Source organism: Propioniciclava sp. MC1595 (assembly GCF_017569205.1).
GTDB lineage: Bacteria > Actinomycetota > Actinomycetes > Propionibacteriales > Propionibacteriaceae > Propioniciclava.
Genome location: NZ_CP071870.1, coordinates 1,441,388 through 1,458,531 on the forward strand (window position 1 = coordinate 1,441,388; position 17,144 = coordinate 1,458,531).

13 protein-coding genes and 1 pseudogene are annotated in these 17,144 nt (G+C 64.2%); 7 read left to right on the forward strand and 7 right to left on the reverse strand.

Features of this window, described 5'->3' with window-relative positions; genetic code table 11:
• Nucleotides 1-25: 25 nt before the first annotated feature.
• On the reverse strand, nucleotides 26-1,048 hold the full coding sequence (locus tag J4N02_RS06825; RefSeq protein ID WP_188334803.1) for a hypothetical protein: 1,023 nt from the start codon (nucleotides 1,046-1,048) through the stop codon (nucleotides 26-28).
• Between the two features lie 574 nt (nucleotides 1,049-1,622).
• Nucleotides 1,623-3,506, reverse strand: a complete 1,884-nt coding sequence (locus J4N02_RS06830; RefSeq protein ID WP_188334802.1) for an AAA family ATPase — start codon at nucleotides 3,504-3,506, stop codon at nucleotides 1,623-1,625.
• A 384-nt stretch (nucleotides 3,507-3,890) separates the two neighbouring features.
• Between J4N02_RS06830 and J4N02_RS06835 the strand changes: the two genes are divergently transcribed.
• The 4 genes from J4N02_RS06835 to J4N02_RS06850 all read left to right on the forward strand — a co-directional run bounded on the left by J4N02_RS06835 (nucleotide 3,891) and on the right by J4N02_RS06850 (nucleotide 8,667).
• Nucleotides 3,891-4,463 carry a recombinase family protein gene (locus J4N02_RS06835; protein ID WP_188334804.1) on the forward strand — a complete coding sequence of 191 codons (573 nt, stop codon included), beginning with the start codon at nucleotides 3,891-3,893 and terminating at the stop codon, nucleotides 4,461-4,463.
• 566 nt (nucleotides 4,464-5,029) lie between these two features.
• Nucleotides 5,030-6,319, forward strand: coding sequence for an IS256 family transposase (locus tag J4N02_RS06840; RefSeq protein ID WP_188334851.1), 1,290 nt, complete (start codon nucleotides 5,030-5,032; stop codon nucleotides 6,317-6,319).
• Nucleotides 6,316-7,485: an adenine-specific methyltransferase EcoRI family protein gene (locus J4N02_RS06845; RefSeq protein WP_188334829.1), complete on the forward strand. Its 1,170-nt coding sequence runs from the start codon at nucleotides 6,316-6,318 to the stop codon at nucleotides 7,483-7,485. Before J4N02_RS06840 ends, J4N02_RS06845 begins: the two co-directional genes overlap by 4 nt.
• 3 nt (nucleotides 7,486-7,488) lie before the next feature.
• Complete coding sequence (locus J4N02_RS06850; RefSeq protein ID WP_188334828.1) at nucleotides 7,489-8,667, forward strand: DUF262 domain-containing protein; 1,179 nt, start codon at nucleotides 7,489-7,491, stop codon at nucleotides 8,665-8,667.
• Between the two features lie 25 nt (nucleotides 8,668-8,692).
• On the opposite strand, the gene J4N02_RS06855 is transcribed toward J4N02_RS06850, so the two are convergent.
• The 3 genes from J4N02_RS06855 to J4N02_RS06865 all read right to left on the reverse strand — a co-directional run bounded on the left by J4N02_RS06855 (nucleotide 8,693) and on the right by J4N02_RS06865 (nucleotide 10,900).
• Nucleotides 8,693-8,926, reverse strand: a complete 234-nt coding sequence (locus J4N02_RS06855) for a hypothetical protein (RefSeq protein ID WP_188334827.1) — start codon at nucleotides 8,924-8,926, stop codon at nucleotides 8,693-8,695.
• A gap of 6 nt (nucleotides 8,927-8,932) precedes the next feature.
• Nucleotides 8,933-9,328: a hypothetical protein gene (locus tag J4N02_RS06860; protein WP_188334826.1), complete on the reverse strand. Its 396-nt coding sequence runs from the start codon at nucleotides 9,326-9,328 to the stop codon at nucleotides 8,933-8,935.
• A gap of 403 nt (nucleotides 9,329-9,731) precedes the next feature.
• A protein-coding gene (locus J4N02_RS06865) for an IS3 family transposase (RefSeq protein ID WP_208091163.1) occupies nucleotides 9,732-10,900 on the reverse strand; the annotation gives its coding sequence in 2 pieces (ribosomal slippage) (nucleotides 9,732-10,654 and nucleotides 10,654-10,900; 1,170 coding nt in all).
• 244 nt (nucleotides 10,901-11,144) lie between these two features.
• On the opposite strand from J4N02_RS06865, the gene J4N02_RS06870 reads away from it, so the two are divergent.
• Both J4N02_RS06870 and J4N02_RS06875 read left to right on the forward strand, forming a co-directional pair.
• The gene (locus tag J4N02_RS06870) at nucleotides 11,145-12,524 is read left to right on the forward strand and encodes an IS1380 family transposase (protein WP_188334850.1); all 1,380 of its coding nucleotides are present in this window, start codon (nucleotides 11,145-11,147) and stop codon (nucleotides 12,522-12,524) included.
• An 83-nt stretch (nucleotides 12,525-12,607) separates the two neighbouring features.
• Nucleotides 12,608-13,887, forward strand: a protein-coding gene (locus J4N02_RS06875) for an IS3 family transposase (RefSeq protein ID WP_188334766.1) whose coding sequence is annotated in 2 segments (ribosomal slippage) — nucleotides 12,608-12,872 and nucleotides 12,872-13,887 — 1,281 coding nt in all. Because the reading frame shifts where the segments join, the coding sequence is not laid out codon by codon here.
• Here J4N02_RS06875 and istA read toward each other — a convergent pair.
• Nucleotides 13,850-15,018 (reverse strand): annotated as a pseudogene (gene istA, locus J4N02_RS06880) (IS21 family transposase); the annotation flags it as partial. The gene J4N02_RS06875 and the pseudogene istA sit on opposite strands and share 38 nt — an antisense overlap.
• A gap of 188 nt (nucleotides 15,019-15,206) precedes the next feature.
• A complete protein-coding gene (locus J4N02_RS06885; protein WP_188334767.1) occupies nucleotides 15,207-16,121 on the reverse strand; it encodes a LysR family transcriptional regulator in 915 nt (304 codons plus the stop codon).
• Nucleotides 16,122-16,229: 108 nt separating this feature from the next.
• Here J4N02_RS06885 and J4N02_RS06890 point away from each other — a divergent pair, with 108 nt between their 5' ends.
• The gene (locus J4N02_RS06890; protein WP_188334768.1) at nucleotides 16,230-17,144 is read left to right on the forward strand and encodes a pseudouridine-5'-phosphate glycosidase; all 915 of its coding nucleotides are present in this window, start codon (nucleotides 16,230-16,232) and stop codon (nucleotides 17,142-17,144) included.

Sequence of the window (17,144 nt, forward strand, 5' to 3'; positions counted from 1 at the left end):
GCGTGCGCGTTTGCCTCGCTCCAAATCATTCGCCGCTGTCCTTCCTACTCGCCAGGAAGCGCTCGTGGTCCTCCCTCAGCTCCATGTCCACCTCCGCCCCAGTCCAGGCAGTGATGTGCTCCCGAGTCACTTCAGGCGCAAACCCGCTGATCGTGTGTACTCCTGGCCGATCACAAGCACGTTCGAAGACGGAGTCATTCGAGAAGAACTCGTAGCGGCACGTGGTCGGGTCGTCCCCCGCGCGGATCCGAAGGAAGGAGACGATGTTGGTGATTGACGCCGCCATGATGTGAAGACTGTGCACCATGGCCACGGGCAACCAGTTGCGGCTCACGGTTCGTGAGGTTTGGTGGAGTCGACCTTGCAGCTTGACGGGCACTGCAAAGGTGGAACCGAACTCACTGGCGCCCAAGGTCCTCATCGTCGCCAGATCTGCCGCGACACCGGGTGCGGTTTCGTAACCGATGGAGAATGAGAAACCGCCAAGTTGGGTCCGAGTCCCGTGCTTCATTGCGTTGAACTCGGCTTTGGAGATCTCGTCCAGGAATTCATGGCACCATCGGGACCACGCTTGGCTGAAGAGCAGTGCTCTGCGGTTGAGTTCATCCGCGGGCCAGCCGGCAGGCTCCAACACCGCCCCTGCAAGTCTGAGGAGGGGCTTGCTACCCAGATCCCAGGTCGTATGCGACAGACCTGACGGAGAAGTGACGAGATCCTCGATGACCTGGCGCAGCTCGTTGTTCTGATAGGACACCATCCAGCCGAGGGGGCACCCTGGCGCCTGAAGGGTGGCACCCAGCACCGCCATGAGGGTCTCTAGCGCTTGGCCGTAGGCGACTCGGATGGTCGCGGCGGCATACTGTCGGGATTCGGTTTCGAGCAGCGGCGCCTGCGTCTCCGCGATGTGCACGAAGTAGTGAGGGTCGAGGCCTCGCAGGAAGGTGAGGTTCCTCTCACCCATCTCGGCACCCCAAGTCACCTGTGGTCTGCGTCCCAAGTAGTGCTTGTAGCACTCCACCGGCACGCCCTGATCGTCCTCGGCTCCCATGGTCATCGATTGTGCTCCACTAACTAACCGTCCCACGATCATCCTCAACTCCTTGCGGCAACGCAGAGAAGGAACTCGCCGAGTTACTCAACAGCCTGCGCGTCGTTCCCGTCACGCACGGAGTGACCTTCGATGAGTGGTGCGACGTCAGCCCGATGCTCGCGCCGCACGCTGGACTCAACACAGCGGAGTCTTCGCTTGACGACGTGGCCGCCAAAATCGCCGCCGCGGCTGCTGCGCTCCCGCCCGTCTAGGCTGGGCTGCCACATCAGGGGTAGGTCCCCTTTGCGGGAATCACTTGAAGGCCCTGTTCAGGCGGCGCTCATAGATGAACCCTGGCCCTGTCATGTCAGCCCGTGGTGAGGGCCGTTCAGGTTCGGGGTGCCGACGGTGAGGCCGCTACGACTCGAGGGCGGCCGAGGCTAACGCCACTGCTAAAGCTCTGGTTGACGCTTCGGGTTGTGGTGTCTCAGTCCGGGTGAGTGCTCATGTGGACCGCTTCGAACTCTACTGGGGTGAGCTTGCCGAGGCGGCGTTGTCGTCGTGGGCGGTGGTAGGTCCGCTGGTTCGATGATCACTTGGACAAGGTCCATACGGCCTCAAGAAGTGATCGGAGGTCGCCCTCTGGTGGGGTAGCGCACTGGCTGGCAGCGAGCGCGTAAGTGGAACTGTTCTTCCCCTCGACGCCCTGACCTTGTTCCACGAGCTCTGCCCTGGTCTCCTCCCAGGCCGGCCAGTCGCGCTCAAGCATCTTCTCGAGGCGATCGTCGACAAACATGAGGCGCTGGTTCACCAGGCCTTTCGGAAAGTCCTGTTCAGGCTCCCCGAAGTAGCGGAGAATCCTGCGGTTGAGGGAAGTAGTGGAAAGAACGGCGCTTTCGATGTCGAGTGGGTCACTCGACTTGCGTCGCGCGCGTTCCTCGCAGCCCACGTCGCTGTCAACGATCGTCAGCACCGGGATGCCGAGTTGCTCTAGGATCACGAGGGGCAGAAGTATCTTTGGCTTCCCTTGGGAGGCAGCGACACAAATGCCGGCGAGGGCGAGGTCGCCCCCTTGCTGCGCCAATCCCTCCAAGATCGCCCTGTCATTGTCACCCTCAACGAGGAGGACGCCGGTTGCGAACACCGCTTCTCCCAGCCCCTGGAGGCATACCTGCTCCCATCTGGCCCGGATGGCCCGATCGTTCTCGAAACTGGCCAGCCGCGCGCAGACTCCATCCAGGGATGCCTGACGTATCTGGACGGCGGATCGTGCGCCGCTCGCGATCCGAGTTACCCGCCGGACCTGATCAAAGAAGCGCGGCTCGATGAAGTAGGGACTATGGGTGGCATACATCACCTGCATTTGGTTGGTCTGTTCGTCAGCCAGGGCCCGTAGTACCGTGGCGAAGGCGCGCGCCTGCGTTGGGTGTTGATATAGTTCTGGTTCCTCAATAGCGAGGCAAAGGGTGCCACGTTCCGCGTCGCCAGGACCGCGATCAGCAAGCATCTTCAACGCTGCAATCAGCACCGTCCGTTGAAAGCCGTGACCCTGCCGCGAGACGTCTGTCTCTACCAGGCTGTCGGCAACCGCTACCTCAACACGGGCAGCGGCAGGCTTGACCTCCGTCGGCGCGGCTCGAAGGTGGATCACCTTGCCAGGCGCCAGACTACCCACCTCCCGTGTCAAGGCCTCCGCTAGCGACGCAAGTTGTGGGCCGAGATGCTTGTCTTGGAGCTGCCGCTCTTCGCGGCCAAAGGCCTCAAGAAGCAAGCCCACCTCCTTGCTGACCTCCGTTCGATCGATGGCTCTCGCGAGGATTCGACCGATCAGGGCACTCTTGGTGTCAGCAGTCTCCTCGGGTGCGCGAAGGTCAGCTCGAACCAGGGCGAAGTCGAACAGCCCTGAGAGTTTTGCCTGGCCATTGAACCCGAAGAAGTGGGTATCCGAAACCCAGGCTGGCTTCAACTCCTCTGGATGGGCGCGTTCCCAGTCACTCATCGCGGCATCTGTTGCGGCGATGGAGCTGCCCCACTTCGGAATACCGAGGTCGGGATGCTGGAGGGCAGCTTCAAAAAGCGCTTCCTTCTTGGCACTCACGCCGCTGGCTTCACGAACTTTCTCGAACGGTTCGAATGCGAGCGCCTTAGCGGTGATCTTCTCGGTGCCGGAGCGCCAAACCCTCCATGCCGAGAAGGAGGTAGTGGTCGGATCAGCGTATCGAGTCCCCAGAGCTTCACGGTCGCGGTCAGTTAATCGATCGAATTCGACCCGAACAGATATCTCGGCATCCTCCCCTTCGCCGCCAGTAAGGTCTTCCTTGGTCAAAACTCCGCCGTTGAAGAACCAATCGAGAGCGTACAGGATGGAGGACTTTCCCGAGCCGTTCGGACCCAGAAAGGTCGTTACGTCGTCGAATCCAATCTCGACGTCGGAAAGCGCTCGGAAGTTCTTGATGTGGGCGGCCTTGATGTGCAACGGAACTCCTAGGGGTAAGTGTCCCCATCGTCGCAGTAAGCCATGCTAGACGGTAGGCGAAACGCCGGGCTCGACCGTACGAACTGGGCAGAGTCCCGGGCGGCCTGCGAGCGCCCACTGTCGTCGCGAACGTGGTGTGATCGGCGTGTACGCCATCTCCGGCCCTCCGCTCGTCGACGTCCCCAACTGGGCAGTTGAGTAACCACACGCCCGTCGGCAGAGTCGAGCACACCCGATGGGCGCCCAAGGGGATGAGGGCCGCTTGGCCGCTCGCTCGGACGTCCAGCAGGGTGTACTCCATGGACGGCTGAAACAGCTCCCAGCCTGACCGTAAACCCAAGCCACGCATGCAACACTTTGACCAATGCGACGGAAGGTCTAGACGTGGGTGGACGGGTGTACGGATATGCGCGAGTCAGCTCGAAGGACCAGAACCTGGAGCGCCAACGTGAAGCGCTCGCCGGCGTCGACGTGCTGGTCGAGGAGCAGCTCTCTGGGAAGAATGTCGCCGATCGCGAGAAGCTCCGCACGCTCATGGCATTCGCGCAGGCGGGGGACACCATCCGGGTGAAGTCGATCGACCGGCTCGCCCGTGACACCCGGGACCTGCTGCGGATCGTGGACGAGCTCCAGGCCAAGGGCGTCGCGATCGAGTTCCTGGACTCACCCATGCTCAACGTGACCACCAAGGAAGGGCGCGCGATGCTGACGGTCTTCGCAGCCTTCGCCGAACTCGAGCGCGAGGCCATCCGCGAGCGTCAGGCCGAAGGGATAGCCCTCGCGAAGGCCGCAGGCAAGTACCGCAAGGCCCGAAGGCTCACCACTGAGGAGATCGCTGCCGCGCGGTTGCGCATCGAGGTCGGGGTGCCCAAGGCGCGGGTGGCCAAGGACCTTGGCGTGAGCCGCCAGACCCTCTACTCGGCGCTGGAGGGCAGGGGCAGCTACTCGGCGGTCTAAGTGGTGGCGGTTCCGGACTGGCAGCAGCTGCAATCGGAAGGACGCAGCCGGCCGGCCCCCAGATCCACGAGGGCGGCGTCATAGTCGCCGTCGAGCATCGCGACGCGCCCCCACCAGCGGTCCTGAGCGCGAAACCAGCCAACCAGGAGCGCTGGCTGCCACAAGCCCGCATCATTCCGGGCCAGAACGTGACGGACCGTCCTAGCTGGCTCGGTGGCGCGCGTCCGGGCAATGCGGTCGCCCAGAGTGCCCAGCTCCGAGGTGACGCGTGAGGACATGCGGTCAAGGATACGGACAAATCGGCTATCAGATCTATTGGGAGGGACGGGCGTGCAGAGAGCTGGGTGCGCCCAGGCCCCGATAGCCTTGAACCGCAGGATGACCAGAGGGGCAGAACTCATGGCAAACGCTGAACTTGGGGCCGCGAAGGGCGGAGCAATGATCAGAACCTGTGGATGGCTCTCGGCGAGGTGACGTGAAACGGGCGTACCTCCCGAGCAAGATCGAAGCCCATGCAAGTTCTGATCAGGGTCGGCGTTGGCGCGCCGGCTCGGGAAGGTACGCCCATGCTCAAAGTAGTTCACAACGCTGAGGAGTCCAACGAGCCAGGCGGTGCGTCGCTGTTGGACGGGCTGGTCCGCGACGCGGCCCGTCAGATGCTCGCGGTTGCGCTGCGGGCCGAGGTCGCCGCCTACATCGACTCCGCTGCCGACCAGCTTGACGATGCCGGTCGGCGCTTGGTGGTGCGCAACGGTCACCACAACGAACGCGAGGTCCTGACCGCGGCGGGCCGGGTGCCGGTGCGAGCCCCGCGGGTCAACGACAAGCGCATCGATGAGGCCACCGGAGAACGTAGGCGGTTCGCTTCGGCGATCCTGCCGGCGTGGGCGAGGAAGTCGCCGAAGGTTGCGGAGGTGTTGCCGCTGCTGTACCTGCACGGTTTGTCCTCCTTGGACTTCGGTCCGGCGCTGACCCAGTTCCTGGGCTCGGCGCAGGGCCTCTCGCCGGCGACGATCACGCGGTTGACCAAGGACTGGCAGGACGAGGCGGCCGCGTTCAACACCCGCTCCCTGGCCGGCACCGACTACGTGTACGTGTGGGTCGACGGGATCCACCTCAAGGTTCGCCTCGAGCAGGATAAGGTGTGCCTGCTGGTCATGATCGGCGTCCGCGCGGACGGCACCAAGGAGCTGATCGCCCTCGACGACGGGCACCGGGAGTCCACCGAGTCCTGGCTGGACCTGCTCCGCTCGGCCAAGCGGCGTGGCATGCGGGCGCCGGTGCTCGCGGTCGGCGACGGCGCGCTCGGGTTCTGGGCCGCCCTGCGGGAGGTCTTCCCTGAGACCGTGGAGCAACGCTGCTGGTTCCACAAGATCGCCAACGTCCTCAATGCGTTGCCGAAGTCGGTCCAGCGCGGCGCGAAGACCGCCCTGGCCGAGATCTGGAACGCCCAGGACAAAGAGCACGCCCAGAAGGCTGCCAAAGTGTTCGTCGCCGACTACGGGGTCAAGTGGCCCAAGGCCACCGCCAAGATCAGCGACGACCTTGACGTGCTTCTGGCCTTCTACGACTACCCGGCCGAGCACTGGGTCCACCTGCGCACGACGAACCCGATCGAGTCCACCTTCGCTACCGTACGGCTACGTCAGCGCGTCACCAAGGGGCCCGGCTCCCGGGCCGCGGGGATCGCGATGGCATTCAAGCTCATCCAGTCCGCACAAGCCAGGTGGCGAGCAGTCAACGCGCCCCATCTCGTCGCTCTGGTCCGTGCCGGCGCGACCTTCGACAAAGGCATCCTCGTCGAACGACCCGACGAACCGACCCACGAATCAGGAGGCGATCAACACGTCGCGTGACACGCCCATCCACAGGTCTTGACTATTCCTCCGCGAAGGCGGCGAAGGACGATGAGTTCTACACCCAGTGGGCTGACATCGAACGCGAGATGAACGCCTACTTGGAGTTCGACCCCGACGTTTTCCGCGGCAAGACGATCCTCCTACCCTGCGACGACCCGGAGTGGAGCAACTTCACCAAGTTCTTCGCCCTCCACTTCGCTGACTTCGGGCTGAAGAAGCTCATCTCCACCAGCTACGCGCCCAACAGCAACGCTGAGGCCGCGTTCTACACGCCCACGCTGTTCGATGACCCGCAGTTTGATGAGGTGCTCGACAGGGAGCGCGGCAAGATCTTCACCCTTACCGCCCAGGACGTCTCTGGCGATGGCCGGATAGACGTGGATGATCTCCGCTGGGAGTACCTCAGCGGTGATGGCGACTTCCGCTCTGCCGAGGTGACCGCGCTGCGTGGTGAGGCTGACTTCGTCATCACCAACCCACCGTTCAGCCTCTTTCGGTCCTTTGCGACCTGGCTCATCGAGGGCAAGAAGCGGTTCTCGGTAATTGGGAGCAACAATGCGATCACCTACGCCGAAGTGTTCCCTCACATCCGCGAGAACAGGGTTTGGCTCGGAGCGACAGGGAACAGCACCGACATGGTCTTCGCCGTTCCGAGAGATGCCACGGTGTCCGACGCCGACAGGCTCAAAGCGGAGAGGCTCGGCTACCCAACAGATGCTCAGAGGAAGTACACCCGTCTTGGCAACTCATGCTGGTTCACCAACATCGATCATGGTCGGCGTCACGAGCCCATGCAGCTCATGACAACGGCAGAGAACCTCAAGTACAACCGGCGGTTGATGAAGAAGCTCGGCGGCGAGACCAACTATCAGCGCTACGAGAACTTCGATGGGATCGACGTGCCCTACGCGGATGCGATCCCCTCGGACTTCGCAGGAATCATGGGTGTTCCAATCACGGTCCTCGACCGTTACAACCCCGAGCAGTTCGAGATCATCGGTGTTGGGGAGGGTCGTTTGGCCGCCTCGATCGGCGTCGCTCCGCTGGGCCCTGAGTTCGTCGGCAGCGAGGGGCGCACCAAGCTAGGCATCGCAAGCACCAAGCAGGCCGTGTTCAAGCGCATCCTCGTCCGCCATCGCAATCCCGAGCCGAAGAAGGGCTGACCCGTGGATACCGACCTGAAGCAGTTCACGGTGGCCGAGGTCACCAAGGGGTTCGTCTACAACGAGCTGGAGGGCAAGGGCCTGTTCGGTCTCGACGGCGACCTTGTTATCCAGCCTGAGTATCAACGGCACTACATCTACGGCGACGGTAAGCGCGACGTCGCCGTGATCGACTCCCTTCTGAAGGGCTACCCGCTGGGACTGATCTACTTCGTCAACAACGGCGCGGCTGAGGGCCCGCATCTCGAGGTCCTGGACGGCCAGCAGCGCATCACCAGCGTCGGACGGTTCGTGACCGGCAAGTTCGCCATCGTGCGTAACGGCAAGGAGCAGACATTCTCCTCGCTGGCCACCGAGGACCGTGAACGCATCCTTGGCAGCACGCTCCTGGTCTACGTGTGCACGGGCACCGAGGGCGAGATAAAGGAGTGGTTCGAGACGATCAACATTGCTGGCGTGCCGCTGAACAAGCAGGAGCTGCGCAACGCGATCTACTCCGGCCCGTTCGTGACCGCAGCCAAGGCCGAGTTCTCCAACTCGCAGAACGCGCTGCAGCAGAAGTGGTCACACTTCGTGAAGGGTGACCCCAAGCGTCAGGAGGTGCTCCAGGAGGCGCTGGACTGGGTTGCCAGCTCGAAGGCCCAGAGCATCGACGGGTACATGGCCGCGCACCGCACCGACACGAACATTAACGAGCTGAAGACCTACTTCACCAGCGTGATCGACTGGATCGACAGCGTGTTCATCGCCCCGCCTGACCCGGCCATGAAGGGCTTGGACTGGGGTGCGCTGTACGAGGAACACAAGGGCACCGCCTACAAGGCCGACAAGCTCGACGCGCGCCTGCAGGAGTTGCTGGGTGACCCTGCGGTGCGTGACCGGAAGGGCATCTACCCCTACCTGCTGGGCGGGGAGGACGACCCTCGGCTGCTCAACGTGCGCCTGTTCGAGGAGTCGGTCAAGAGGGCTGCCTACAAGGCGCAGACCGACAAGGCCACCGCCGACGGGGTGTCGAACTGCCCGCTGTGCGCGGTGGGCGGCAACGCCAACAAGGCGCGCATCTACAAGCCCAAGGAGATGGAGGCCGACCACGTCTCGGCCTGGTCAAAGGGCGGGCTGAGCACTTTGGACAACTGCGAAATGCTCTGCATCCCGCACAACCGTTCCAAGGGCAACCGCTAGACCGGTCGGCGTCCCGGCATCTCGGCTAGAACGTCCTGCCGCCCCTGCGTCGCTGAACCATGTCGCGGAAGTCGTGGACGTTCCATCCCTCCGCACGGAGCTCCTCGAGGAGGTCGTCGCTGGGGACATCCCGGCAGTGGCAGGTGACGACCACCACCGCCTCGGCGTCATCATCATGCGACGGCAGCCCGGGCGCGTGCTCGACGTAGCCCACGATCGGTGTCAGCTCAGACTGAGGGATGCCGTACAACGAGCGCACTCCAACCTAGACGGTCCCCAATTCCTCACCCTGGCCTGAGTCATCCAGCGGGGGCTTCTCCTTGGGCTGAAGCAAGATCGACACGTCCGCTTGACCCAAGAAGGCGCCAGCGAGTGCGCCGACCATCATCATTGTCATGACTGTGACTATGCTCACTGTCCATTCGGCAGGTGGAGTCCACAGGACGTTCGCTCCCACGTGACGTGACAGAGCGGCGAGAACGAAGTACTCACCACCCACGCCGAGTACCAAGTTGAGACGCACGACGTTTCGGATGAACCTCGCGTCCTTCTTGCTGTAGTGACCAATCCGCGACGGCATCGTTGCGATGGCCAAACCCAACCAGATAGTCGGAATCACTCCGGCGAGTGTAAGCAGATAGGCGAATTGGTCGGGCGTCATGCGGCGATTCTGTCAGACAGTCCCCAGCTGGGCGCCCAGGAGTGCTTGGCTCAGCTGGCCGGGGATAAAGGTGTCTCCCTTGTGCGGGGGGAGCGCGAAGACGAGGCCCTCACGGATCGCTGCTGCCTCGAGGTCCGGGTTGGGCTCGGTGTCAGGATCGGGGGCGTGGAGCAGATGGACGCGGACGGTGGCGGTGAAGGCGGCCGTCCGAGGGGGTGTTTAGCCAGTCATGTCCCGAGGATAGGTCGGTGAGCGGGCCGGGGCAGGTTTGTGAGGTTCCTACAACCGACGTGAACCGCCTCAGGTTTGGTGCCGCTTCCTTTTGAGTTGAAAGGATGGCGTCATGCCAAAGATGATCGATCTGGGCTGCGGGATGGAATCCGGACCGCTTGATATTCATGTTTCAGGCTGCCTTGTTGGTTTCGTACCAGTCCTGCTCTGCTTCGTTCGGGGTACGATATTGAAGCGCGGAATGCAACCGTTTCTGATTGTAACGCAACTCGATGTAGCGTGCAATATCCCGGATAGCATGCCGCCGAGTCGGATACACGGTCCGATGAACCCGCTCCACTTTCAAGGTCGCATTGAACGACTCAGCCCACGCATTGTCATAGCAGATCCCAGTCCGTCCGACCGACCGAACAATCCCAGCCGCGCGCGTGAACTCGGCAAACTCGGCCGACATGTATTGAGTCCCGCGATCCGAATGGAAAATCGTCTCCCCGCTGCGGACATGGCCATTACTGATCGCCATGGCCAGGGCGTCGGTGACCAGCTCGGTTCGCATGTGCTCGGCCATCGCGTACCCGACGACCTTCTTCGTCGTGCAGCAGTCCAGCACGGTGGCCAGATACACCCACCCCTGCCAGGTCGGAATGTAGGTGATGTCGCCGACCAGCTTGAGCCCGGGCTCGTCGGCGGTGAAGTCCCTGTTGACCAGATCCGGCAGATCCTTCGCGTCAGCCGGGATCGTGGTCCTGGGCCCGCTGCGGCGCGGCTGACAAGCCACCAAGCCACGCTCGGCCATGATCGCACGCACCGTCTGCGGGTCACACGGCCTGCCTGCCCGCACCAAGGCGGCATGGATCCGTCGGTAGCCGTAGGTGGCGTCGGAGTCGGCGAACAGGACCTCGATGATGTCGCCGAGCTCGTCGCGCCACCGCTGGGTCACCGAGACCGGCCGGTTGAGCCACTCGTAGTAGCCGGCCCGCGACACCCTCGCCCACCGACACATGCTCCGGATCGAGTAGTTGCCTTCTTCGCTGTTGATGAACGCGTACTTCGCGGTCACCGGAACTCTTTGGCGAAGAAGGCCGCCGCTTTTCCCAGGAACTCCCGCTCGGCCTTCAACTCGCGGACCTCTTTACGCAACCGTGCCAGTTCAGCACGCTCCGGTTCGCTGATCTCCGGTAACTCATCCGGGTGGTCCCGCCGATACGCATTCACCCAATTCCTGAGTGTTTCCGAGCCGATACCATGATCACGCGCGACCTCGGCAACAGTCCGCGACGACTCAATCACCGCACGAACCGCCTCCGCCTTGAATTCCGGGCTGAACTTCTTCCGGGTCATTCGATCCCTTCCATTTCTCCCACGGATTCTACCGGTGGGGGCTCTTGGTCCGGAAACAATCCCTCACCTCAATCCCCAGGTGCGTGAGCGGGCCGTGCGGCTCGTGCTGGAGCACCGGTCTGAGCCCTGATCCACCGGTGTCGTGGCGGGTGTGGGCGTGGCATGGGGCGAGGTGACCGTTCTGAGCAGGGAGGATGGTGATTGCTGAAGTCGCCGTCCACCGCGTCGAAGGGTCACCTCGTAAGTGAAAGCCTCTCATACGATCCGTCCCGTGTTCGATGACCCGAACCTGGTGTCTGCTGCCGGTCTGGTGCCGGCGTTGCGGTTGGCTGAGTCTGCTGGCCTGTATGACCTGCTGGAGGAACGGTTGAGCGTGCCGTCGGCGAACGCGACCGTGAAGGCGGCCAGCGTGGTGGGCGGGATGCTCGCCGGCGCGGACAGTATCGATGACCTCGACGTGTTGCGGCACGGGGGCATGGAACGGGTGTTCACCGGGGTGCGGGCGCCGTCGACGTTGGGCACGTTCCTGCGCTCGTTCACGCACGGCCACGTGCAGCAGCTCGACGCCGTCGGCGCAGGTCTGCTAGCCGGCCTTGCCGGCAGGGTGCCCGGCGTCCTGGCAGGCGCCGACATCGAACAGGGGCTGGCGTTCCTCGATGTCGACGACACCATCCGGGAGGTCCACGGGTACCGCAAGCAGGGCGCCGGCTACGGGTACACGAGGGTGCGGGGATTGAACATCCAAATTGCTGCCCTGTCGACCCCGTTGGCAGGCCCGGTGATCGCCCGCGCCCGGCTCCGCAAGGGCAACACCGGCTCCGCGCGGGGCGCCGGCAGGATGGTGGCCCAAGCCGTCACCACCGCCCGTGCTGCTGGCGTGCGGGGTCGGATCCTGTGCCGGGCGGACTCGGCGTACTACGGGTGGGCGTTCGTGGGGGCCGCGCTGCGAGCGAACGCGTGGTTCTCGGTCACCGCCCGGATGACCAAGACCGTCACCCGAGCAATCGCCGGCCTGGCCGAGGACGCCTGGCAGACCATCAAGTACCCCCACGCCGTCTGGGAGGAAGCCGAACAACGCTGGATCTCGGATGCGGAGGTTGCCGAAGTCGAGTTCGTGGCGTTCACCGGCCGACGCCAGCACCAGCACGTGCCCTGCCGGCTGGTCGTGCGCCGGGTCAAACGGATCCAGCCGCTCGCCTCCGATGGCAGTGAGCAGGGGGAACTGTTCGCCGCCTACCGGCACCACGCGTTCATCACCAATTCCTCTTTCACTACGGTCGAGGCCGATCAGCTCCACCGCGACCATGCGATCGTGGAACAGGTCATCGCCGAACTCAAGGACGGCCCCCTGGCCCACCTGCCGTCGGGGAAGTACGCCGCCAACGCCGCCTGGGTGAGCCTGGCGGTGATCGGGTTCAACATCGCCCGAGCCGCCGCGGTCGCCGCCGGCCTGGCCAAGGCCCGATGGGCCACCCTGCGCCGTCAGATCATCCAGGTCCCGGCACGGATCGCCGCCACCGGTCGACGACTCGTCCTGCACCTACCCACACACTGGCCCTGGGCCCACGCCTGGAGAGCGCTCCACGCCCGCGCGACCAGCCCACCCCAGCCGGTCACTCCCTGACCACCCAGCCCCAGCAGGCGCAACCAAGGACCCCCAGTGGAGAAGCCGGACAGACCGGCAGGACCACCACGCCCACACCCGAAATGCCGTCAACAACGACGCGAACCATCCCCAAGAATCACAATCGGTGGATCAGGGCTGAGTATCCGTCGAACGCGAAGGCGATCGCGGCCGTTGCCCGTCAGGAAGGCGTGGGTGCGGAGTCGCTGCGCCGGTGGGTAGTCCAGGCCGAGATCGACGCCGGCGACAGGGGCGGGCAGACCAGCGAAGAACACGCGGAAATCCGCCGCCTCAAGGCGGAGAACAAGCGGCTGCGTGAGGACGTCGCGATCCTGAGAGCGGCGACGACTTTCTTCGCGGGGGAACTCGACCCCCGCAACCGCTGATGATGGAATTCATCGACCAGATGCGAGCTGAGGGTCACGCAGTCGAGTCGATCGTCCGCGTCCTGCGAGAGCAGGGCGTGAAGATCGCTGCGCGCACCTATCGGGCCTGGCGTCGGCCTCGCATCTCGGCCCGGACGGTCACCGATGCTCAGGTGGTCGACGCGGTGCGTGAGGCCGCGTGGACGACCGTGGTGATGCCCGACGGGACGACACGGCGGAAGATGACGCCGGAGGGTCTGTATGGGCGGCGGAAGATGACCGCCCTGATTCGCCGCACCGCACTCCCGGACGCGTCCTGGGGCGCCGTAGACCGCGCCATGCGGGCGCTCGGGCTGTCGGGCATCACGAGGGCGAAGGGCATCCGCACGACGATCCCCGCCAAGGACGGGGTCCGTGCCGGTGACCTGCTGAACCGGGACTTCACCGCCCCGCGGCCCGATCACACCTGGGTCACGGACTTCACCTATGTGCGCACCTGGGCAGGCTGGGTGTATGTCGCGTTCATCCTCGACGTGTTCTCGCAACGCATCGTGGCCTGGCATGCGCAGACCAGCAAGCACGTCGACTTGGTGATGATCCCGCTGCGGATGGCGCTGTGGGAACGCGATCGTCAAGGCCACCGTGTCGGCCCGGATCAGCTCATTCATCACAGCGATGCGGGCTCCCAGTACACATCGATTGTGCTCACCGATCACCTCGCCCTGGAGCAGATCGCCCCGTCGATCGGGACGGTCGGGGACGCGTATGACAACGCCTTGATGGAGACGATCAACGGGCTCTACAAGGCCGAGTGCGTGCGCACCACGATCTTCCACGACGGCCCGTACAAGACGATCGCCGACGTCGAATTCGCGACCGCCGGATGGGTCGACTGGTACAACCACCGCAGGCTCCACGGTAGCCTCGGAATGGTCAGCCCCGACGAGTTCGAGGCTGCCTACTACGAGACCTCACACCAGAGTTCTCTCCCCGCATAGAAGCGGCAGAGAACCTGAGGCGGTTCAGGATCTTCGCGGTCGCCCGATGCTGCGGGTCGGTGATCGTGCGTTCCCTGCCCCAGAACCGTTCATGGTTGGCGACCAGCTGGCCGTCACAGGAGACGGCCACCCGGCCCGGGGTGGCCAGCACGTCGACGAACCGGCCGATACAGCGCGGGTCCACCGAGTAGTCGTTGCTGGCGATCCGCACGTTCCCGACCCAGCCGGACCCGGTGCGGGATGCCGACCAGTGGCTGGATCGGTGGCAGCCCGACCATCGCGGCCAGGTCGGCAGCGAACAGGTCGGTCGGGCGGGCCTGGATGACCCGCATCCGTCGCACGTTCGCGGTCTCGGCCAGCCAGTGGTCGAGCTGGGTGTTGAAGTCGGCCGGCGAGGCGAACCTGCGGCCGGGCAGGAACGAGGTCTCGAAGTACTGGTTACGGCGCTCGACCATGCCCTTGAACTCCGGATCCACCGCCGGGGCGAAGGTGAGGGAGACACCCAGCGTGCCCGCGAACGACGCCGCCTCGATCGTGGGCCGGCCGGTCCCCCCGATCGCAGTCTCCCGGTCCCACACCAGCTGCTTGGGCGCCTTGCCCCAGCCAGCGATCAGCTTCCACATCCCAGCCAGGATGTCCCCAGCCTTCCGCGAGGGGATCATCACCCCTGAGGTCATCTTGGAGTAGCCCAGTGTCATCGCCAGCACCGGCAGGATCTGTTCCTGGCCGAACCCCAGCGGGATCGGCACCTCCGGGAACCACAGATCACATTGGGCGATATCGCCCGCGGCGTACTCGGTCCGGTCCGACGGATCCAGGCCCACATACTGAGGACGGACCAGGGTCAGCCACTTCTTCAACGGCGACAGCGAGTACGGCCAGTTGATCCGCGAGGCGATCTCCGGCGCCGTCATCCGCGGCGCCTTCAACAACAGGGCCCGGATCGTCTTCTCGTACGGATCGACGACCGACCCCTTCGATGGCCGCTGGTACCTGGGCGGGCTGTCCGACGCCAACGCGGCCCGAACCGTGTTCCTCGCCACCCCCCAACCGTCGAGCGATCTCCTTGATCGCCACACCCTCCGACCGATGCAACCGGCGGATCTCCGCCCAATCCTCCACAGTGATCACCCCCAAAGCCTCGGGCAGGGGGTCAAGATTCCCAGCCCCGCAAGGGGTCAGTTTTCAGGAAGCGTCAGCAGCCATGGACTGCTTCACCGGGTTCAACCGCCACAGATGAGGAACCCCCGCGGCCACCACCGTCCTGGAAGCAGAGTGATCCAATGGTCTCCGGCGGAAACCGCAGGGACGCGGCCGCTTCATGTAGCGGCAGCGTGATCCGCGCGTCGGTCGTCGGTGATGTCCCACAGAATGGCAAGGACCTCATCGGCAGCCGGGTTGCCCGGGATCCAGACGACGTCGAGCGGGACGAAGCCGGGTGGGTTCAGGCTCAGCGCCGTAAGGTGCCCACCCGTTTCTTGGGCGGCGAAGTCGCGGGGCGCAAGGGCGAAGGCGCGAGCGTCGTCGAGGAAGAATGACCATGATCCCGAGATTCGCGTCGTTCCGGTGAGGAGGAGTGGATCGAGGCCCCGAGCTCGGCAGATCTCGATGATCGCGTCGTGGTAGGCGGGGCTTCGTTCGCGGGGCCACATGAGGAGTGGAACTTGGGTGAGTCCGCCAAGATCCAGCGGGGTGCCTGCCTTGGGAGCAAGCGATCTGCTGATGACTACTTGGAGCTCGTCCTCGCCCAGGCGTCGCTTGGTCGCTCGTCTCGGTCGTGTGAGGTGGTGACCAACACCGATGTCGGCTCGACCACTGTCGACGGCGGCGACAACCTCCCCGGTCTCAACTTCAATCGCGACGAGGGTGATCCCCAGGTCGCGATCATCGAACTTGCGAAGCGTTTCGGGCAGGAGTCGGTTGACGATGCTCGGGGAAGCAGCGATACGGACTTCGCGACGTGCGTGGCGTTTGACCACCTCGGCTGAAGCCTCGAACTCGGTGACTTGAGTGATGACAGCGCGTGCGTGACCTTGCAGCGATCTCCCAGCGGGGGTAAGCGTGGTGCCGCCGGACGAGCGGTTCAACAGCTGGATGCCCAACCCCCTCTCCAGGGCCTTGATCTCCTTGCTGATCGTCGGCTGGGAAACCGAGAGCGCCTCCGCAGCCCGGGTGAAGTGCAAAGTGTCGCTCAGGGCCACGAAGACTTGAAGCTGAGCAAGTGTGACCTTCATAGACAAAGGCTATCAACCTATTCCGAAACGATGCTGTTTGGCAATGATGTTGCCAACCTACCTTGATGGCTCGGACTACCGAACTCCCATCCATTGAAAGGAAGTCCCATGAGCAACGATGCTCTCCGCGTCGCCGACCAGGTCAAGGACGCTCTCGCCAACGGCACGCCCGTGGTGGCACTTGAGTCCACCATCTTCACCCACGGACTCCCGCGCCCCCGCAACGTCGAAGTTGCGCTGCGCGGGGAGGAACAGGTCCGCGAAGCCGGCGGTGTCCCTGCCACGATCGGTGTGGTCCACGGTCAGCCGGTCGTGGGCCTGAGCCCTCAGGAGATCGAAGAGCTTGCCTACGACGACGGCGTGACCAAGGCCTCGGTTCGTGACCTCGCTTACACGGCAGTCACCAAGAAGAACGCCGGCACGACGATCGCCTCCACGGCACTGCTGGCCAAGGCCGCCGGCATCGACGTGTTTGCCACCGGTGGTCTCGGTGGGGTGCACCACGGTGCCGCCGAGTCGTTCGACGAGTCCGCTGACATCTACTCGTTGGCCGACACCCCCATCGTGCTGGTCAGTTCGGGGGCGAAGGCCATCCTGGACATCAGTGCCACGCTGGAGCGATTCGAGTCGCTCAGCATCCCCGTCGTAGGTTATGGCACGGATCGTTACCCCGGCTTCTACGTCGTCGACTCCGGCCACGACCTGACCGCACGTGTCGACTCGCCCGACCAAGTTGCGACGATGGTGGCCGCCCAGAAGCAGTTGGGGATCAACAGCGCCGTGCTCGTCGCCAACCCGATCCGGGCCGAGGAACAGCTCGACCCCGAGGAACTCGACGCAGTGCTCGCCCGCGCGTGGGCCGCAGCCGAGGAGCAGGGCGTCCACGGCCAGGCCTCGACCCCGTTCCTGCTGGACTACATCCGCCAGGCGACCGATGGCCGCAGCCTCGACGCCAACGTCGCGCTCTACTACAACAACATCCGCGTCGCGCTGGACATCGCGACCGCCCTCGTGAGGCGGTGA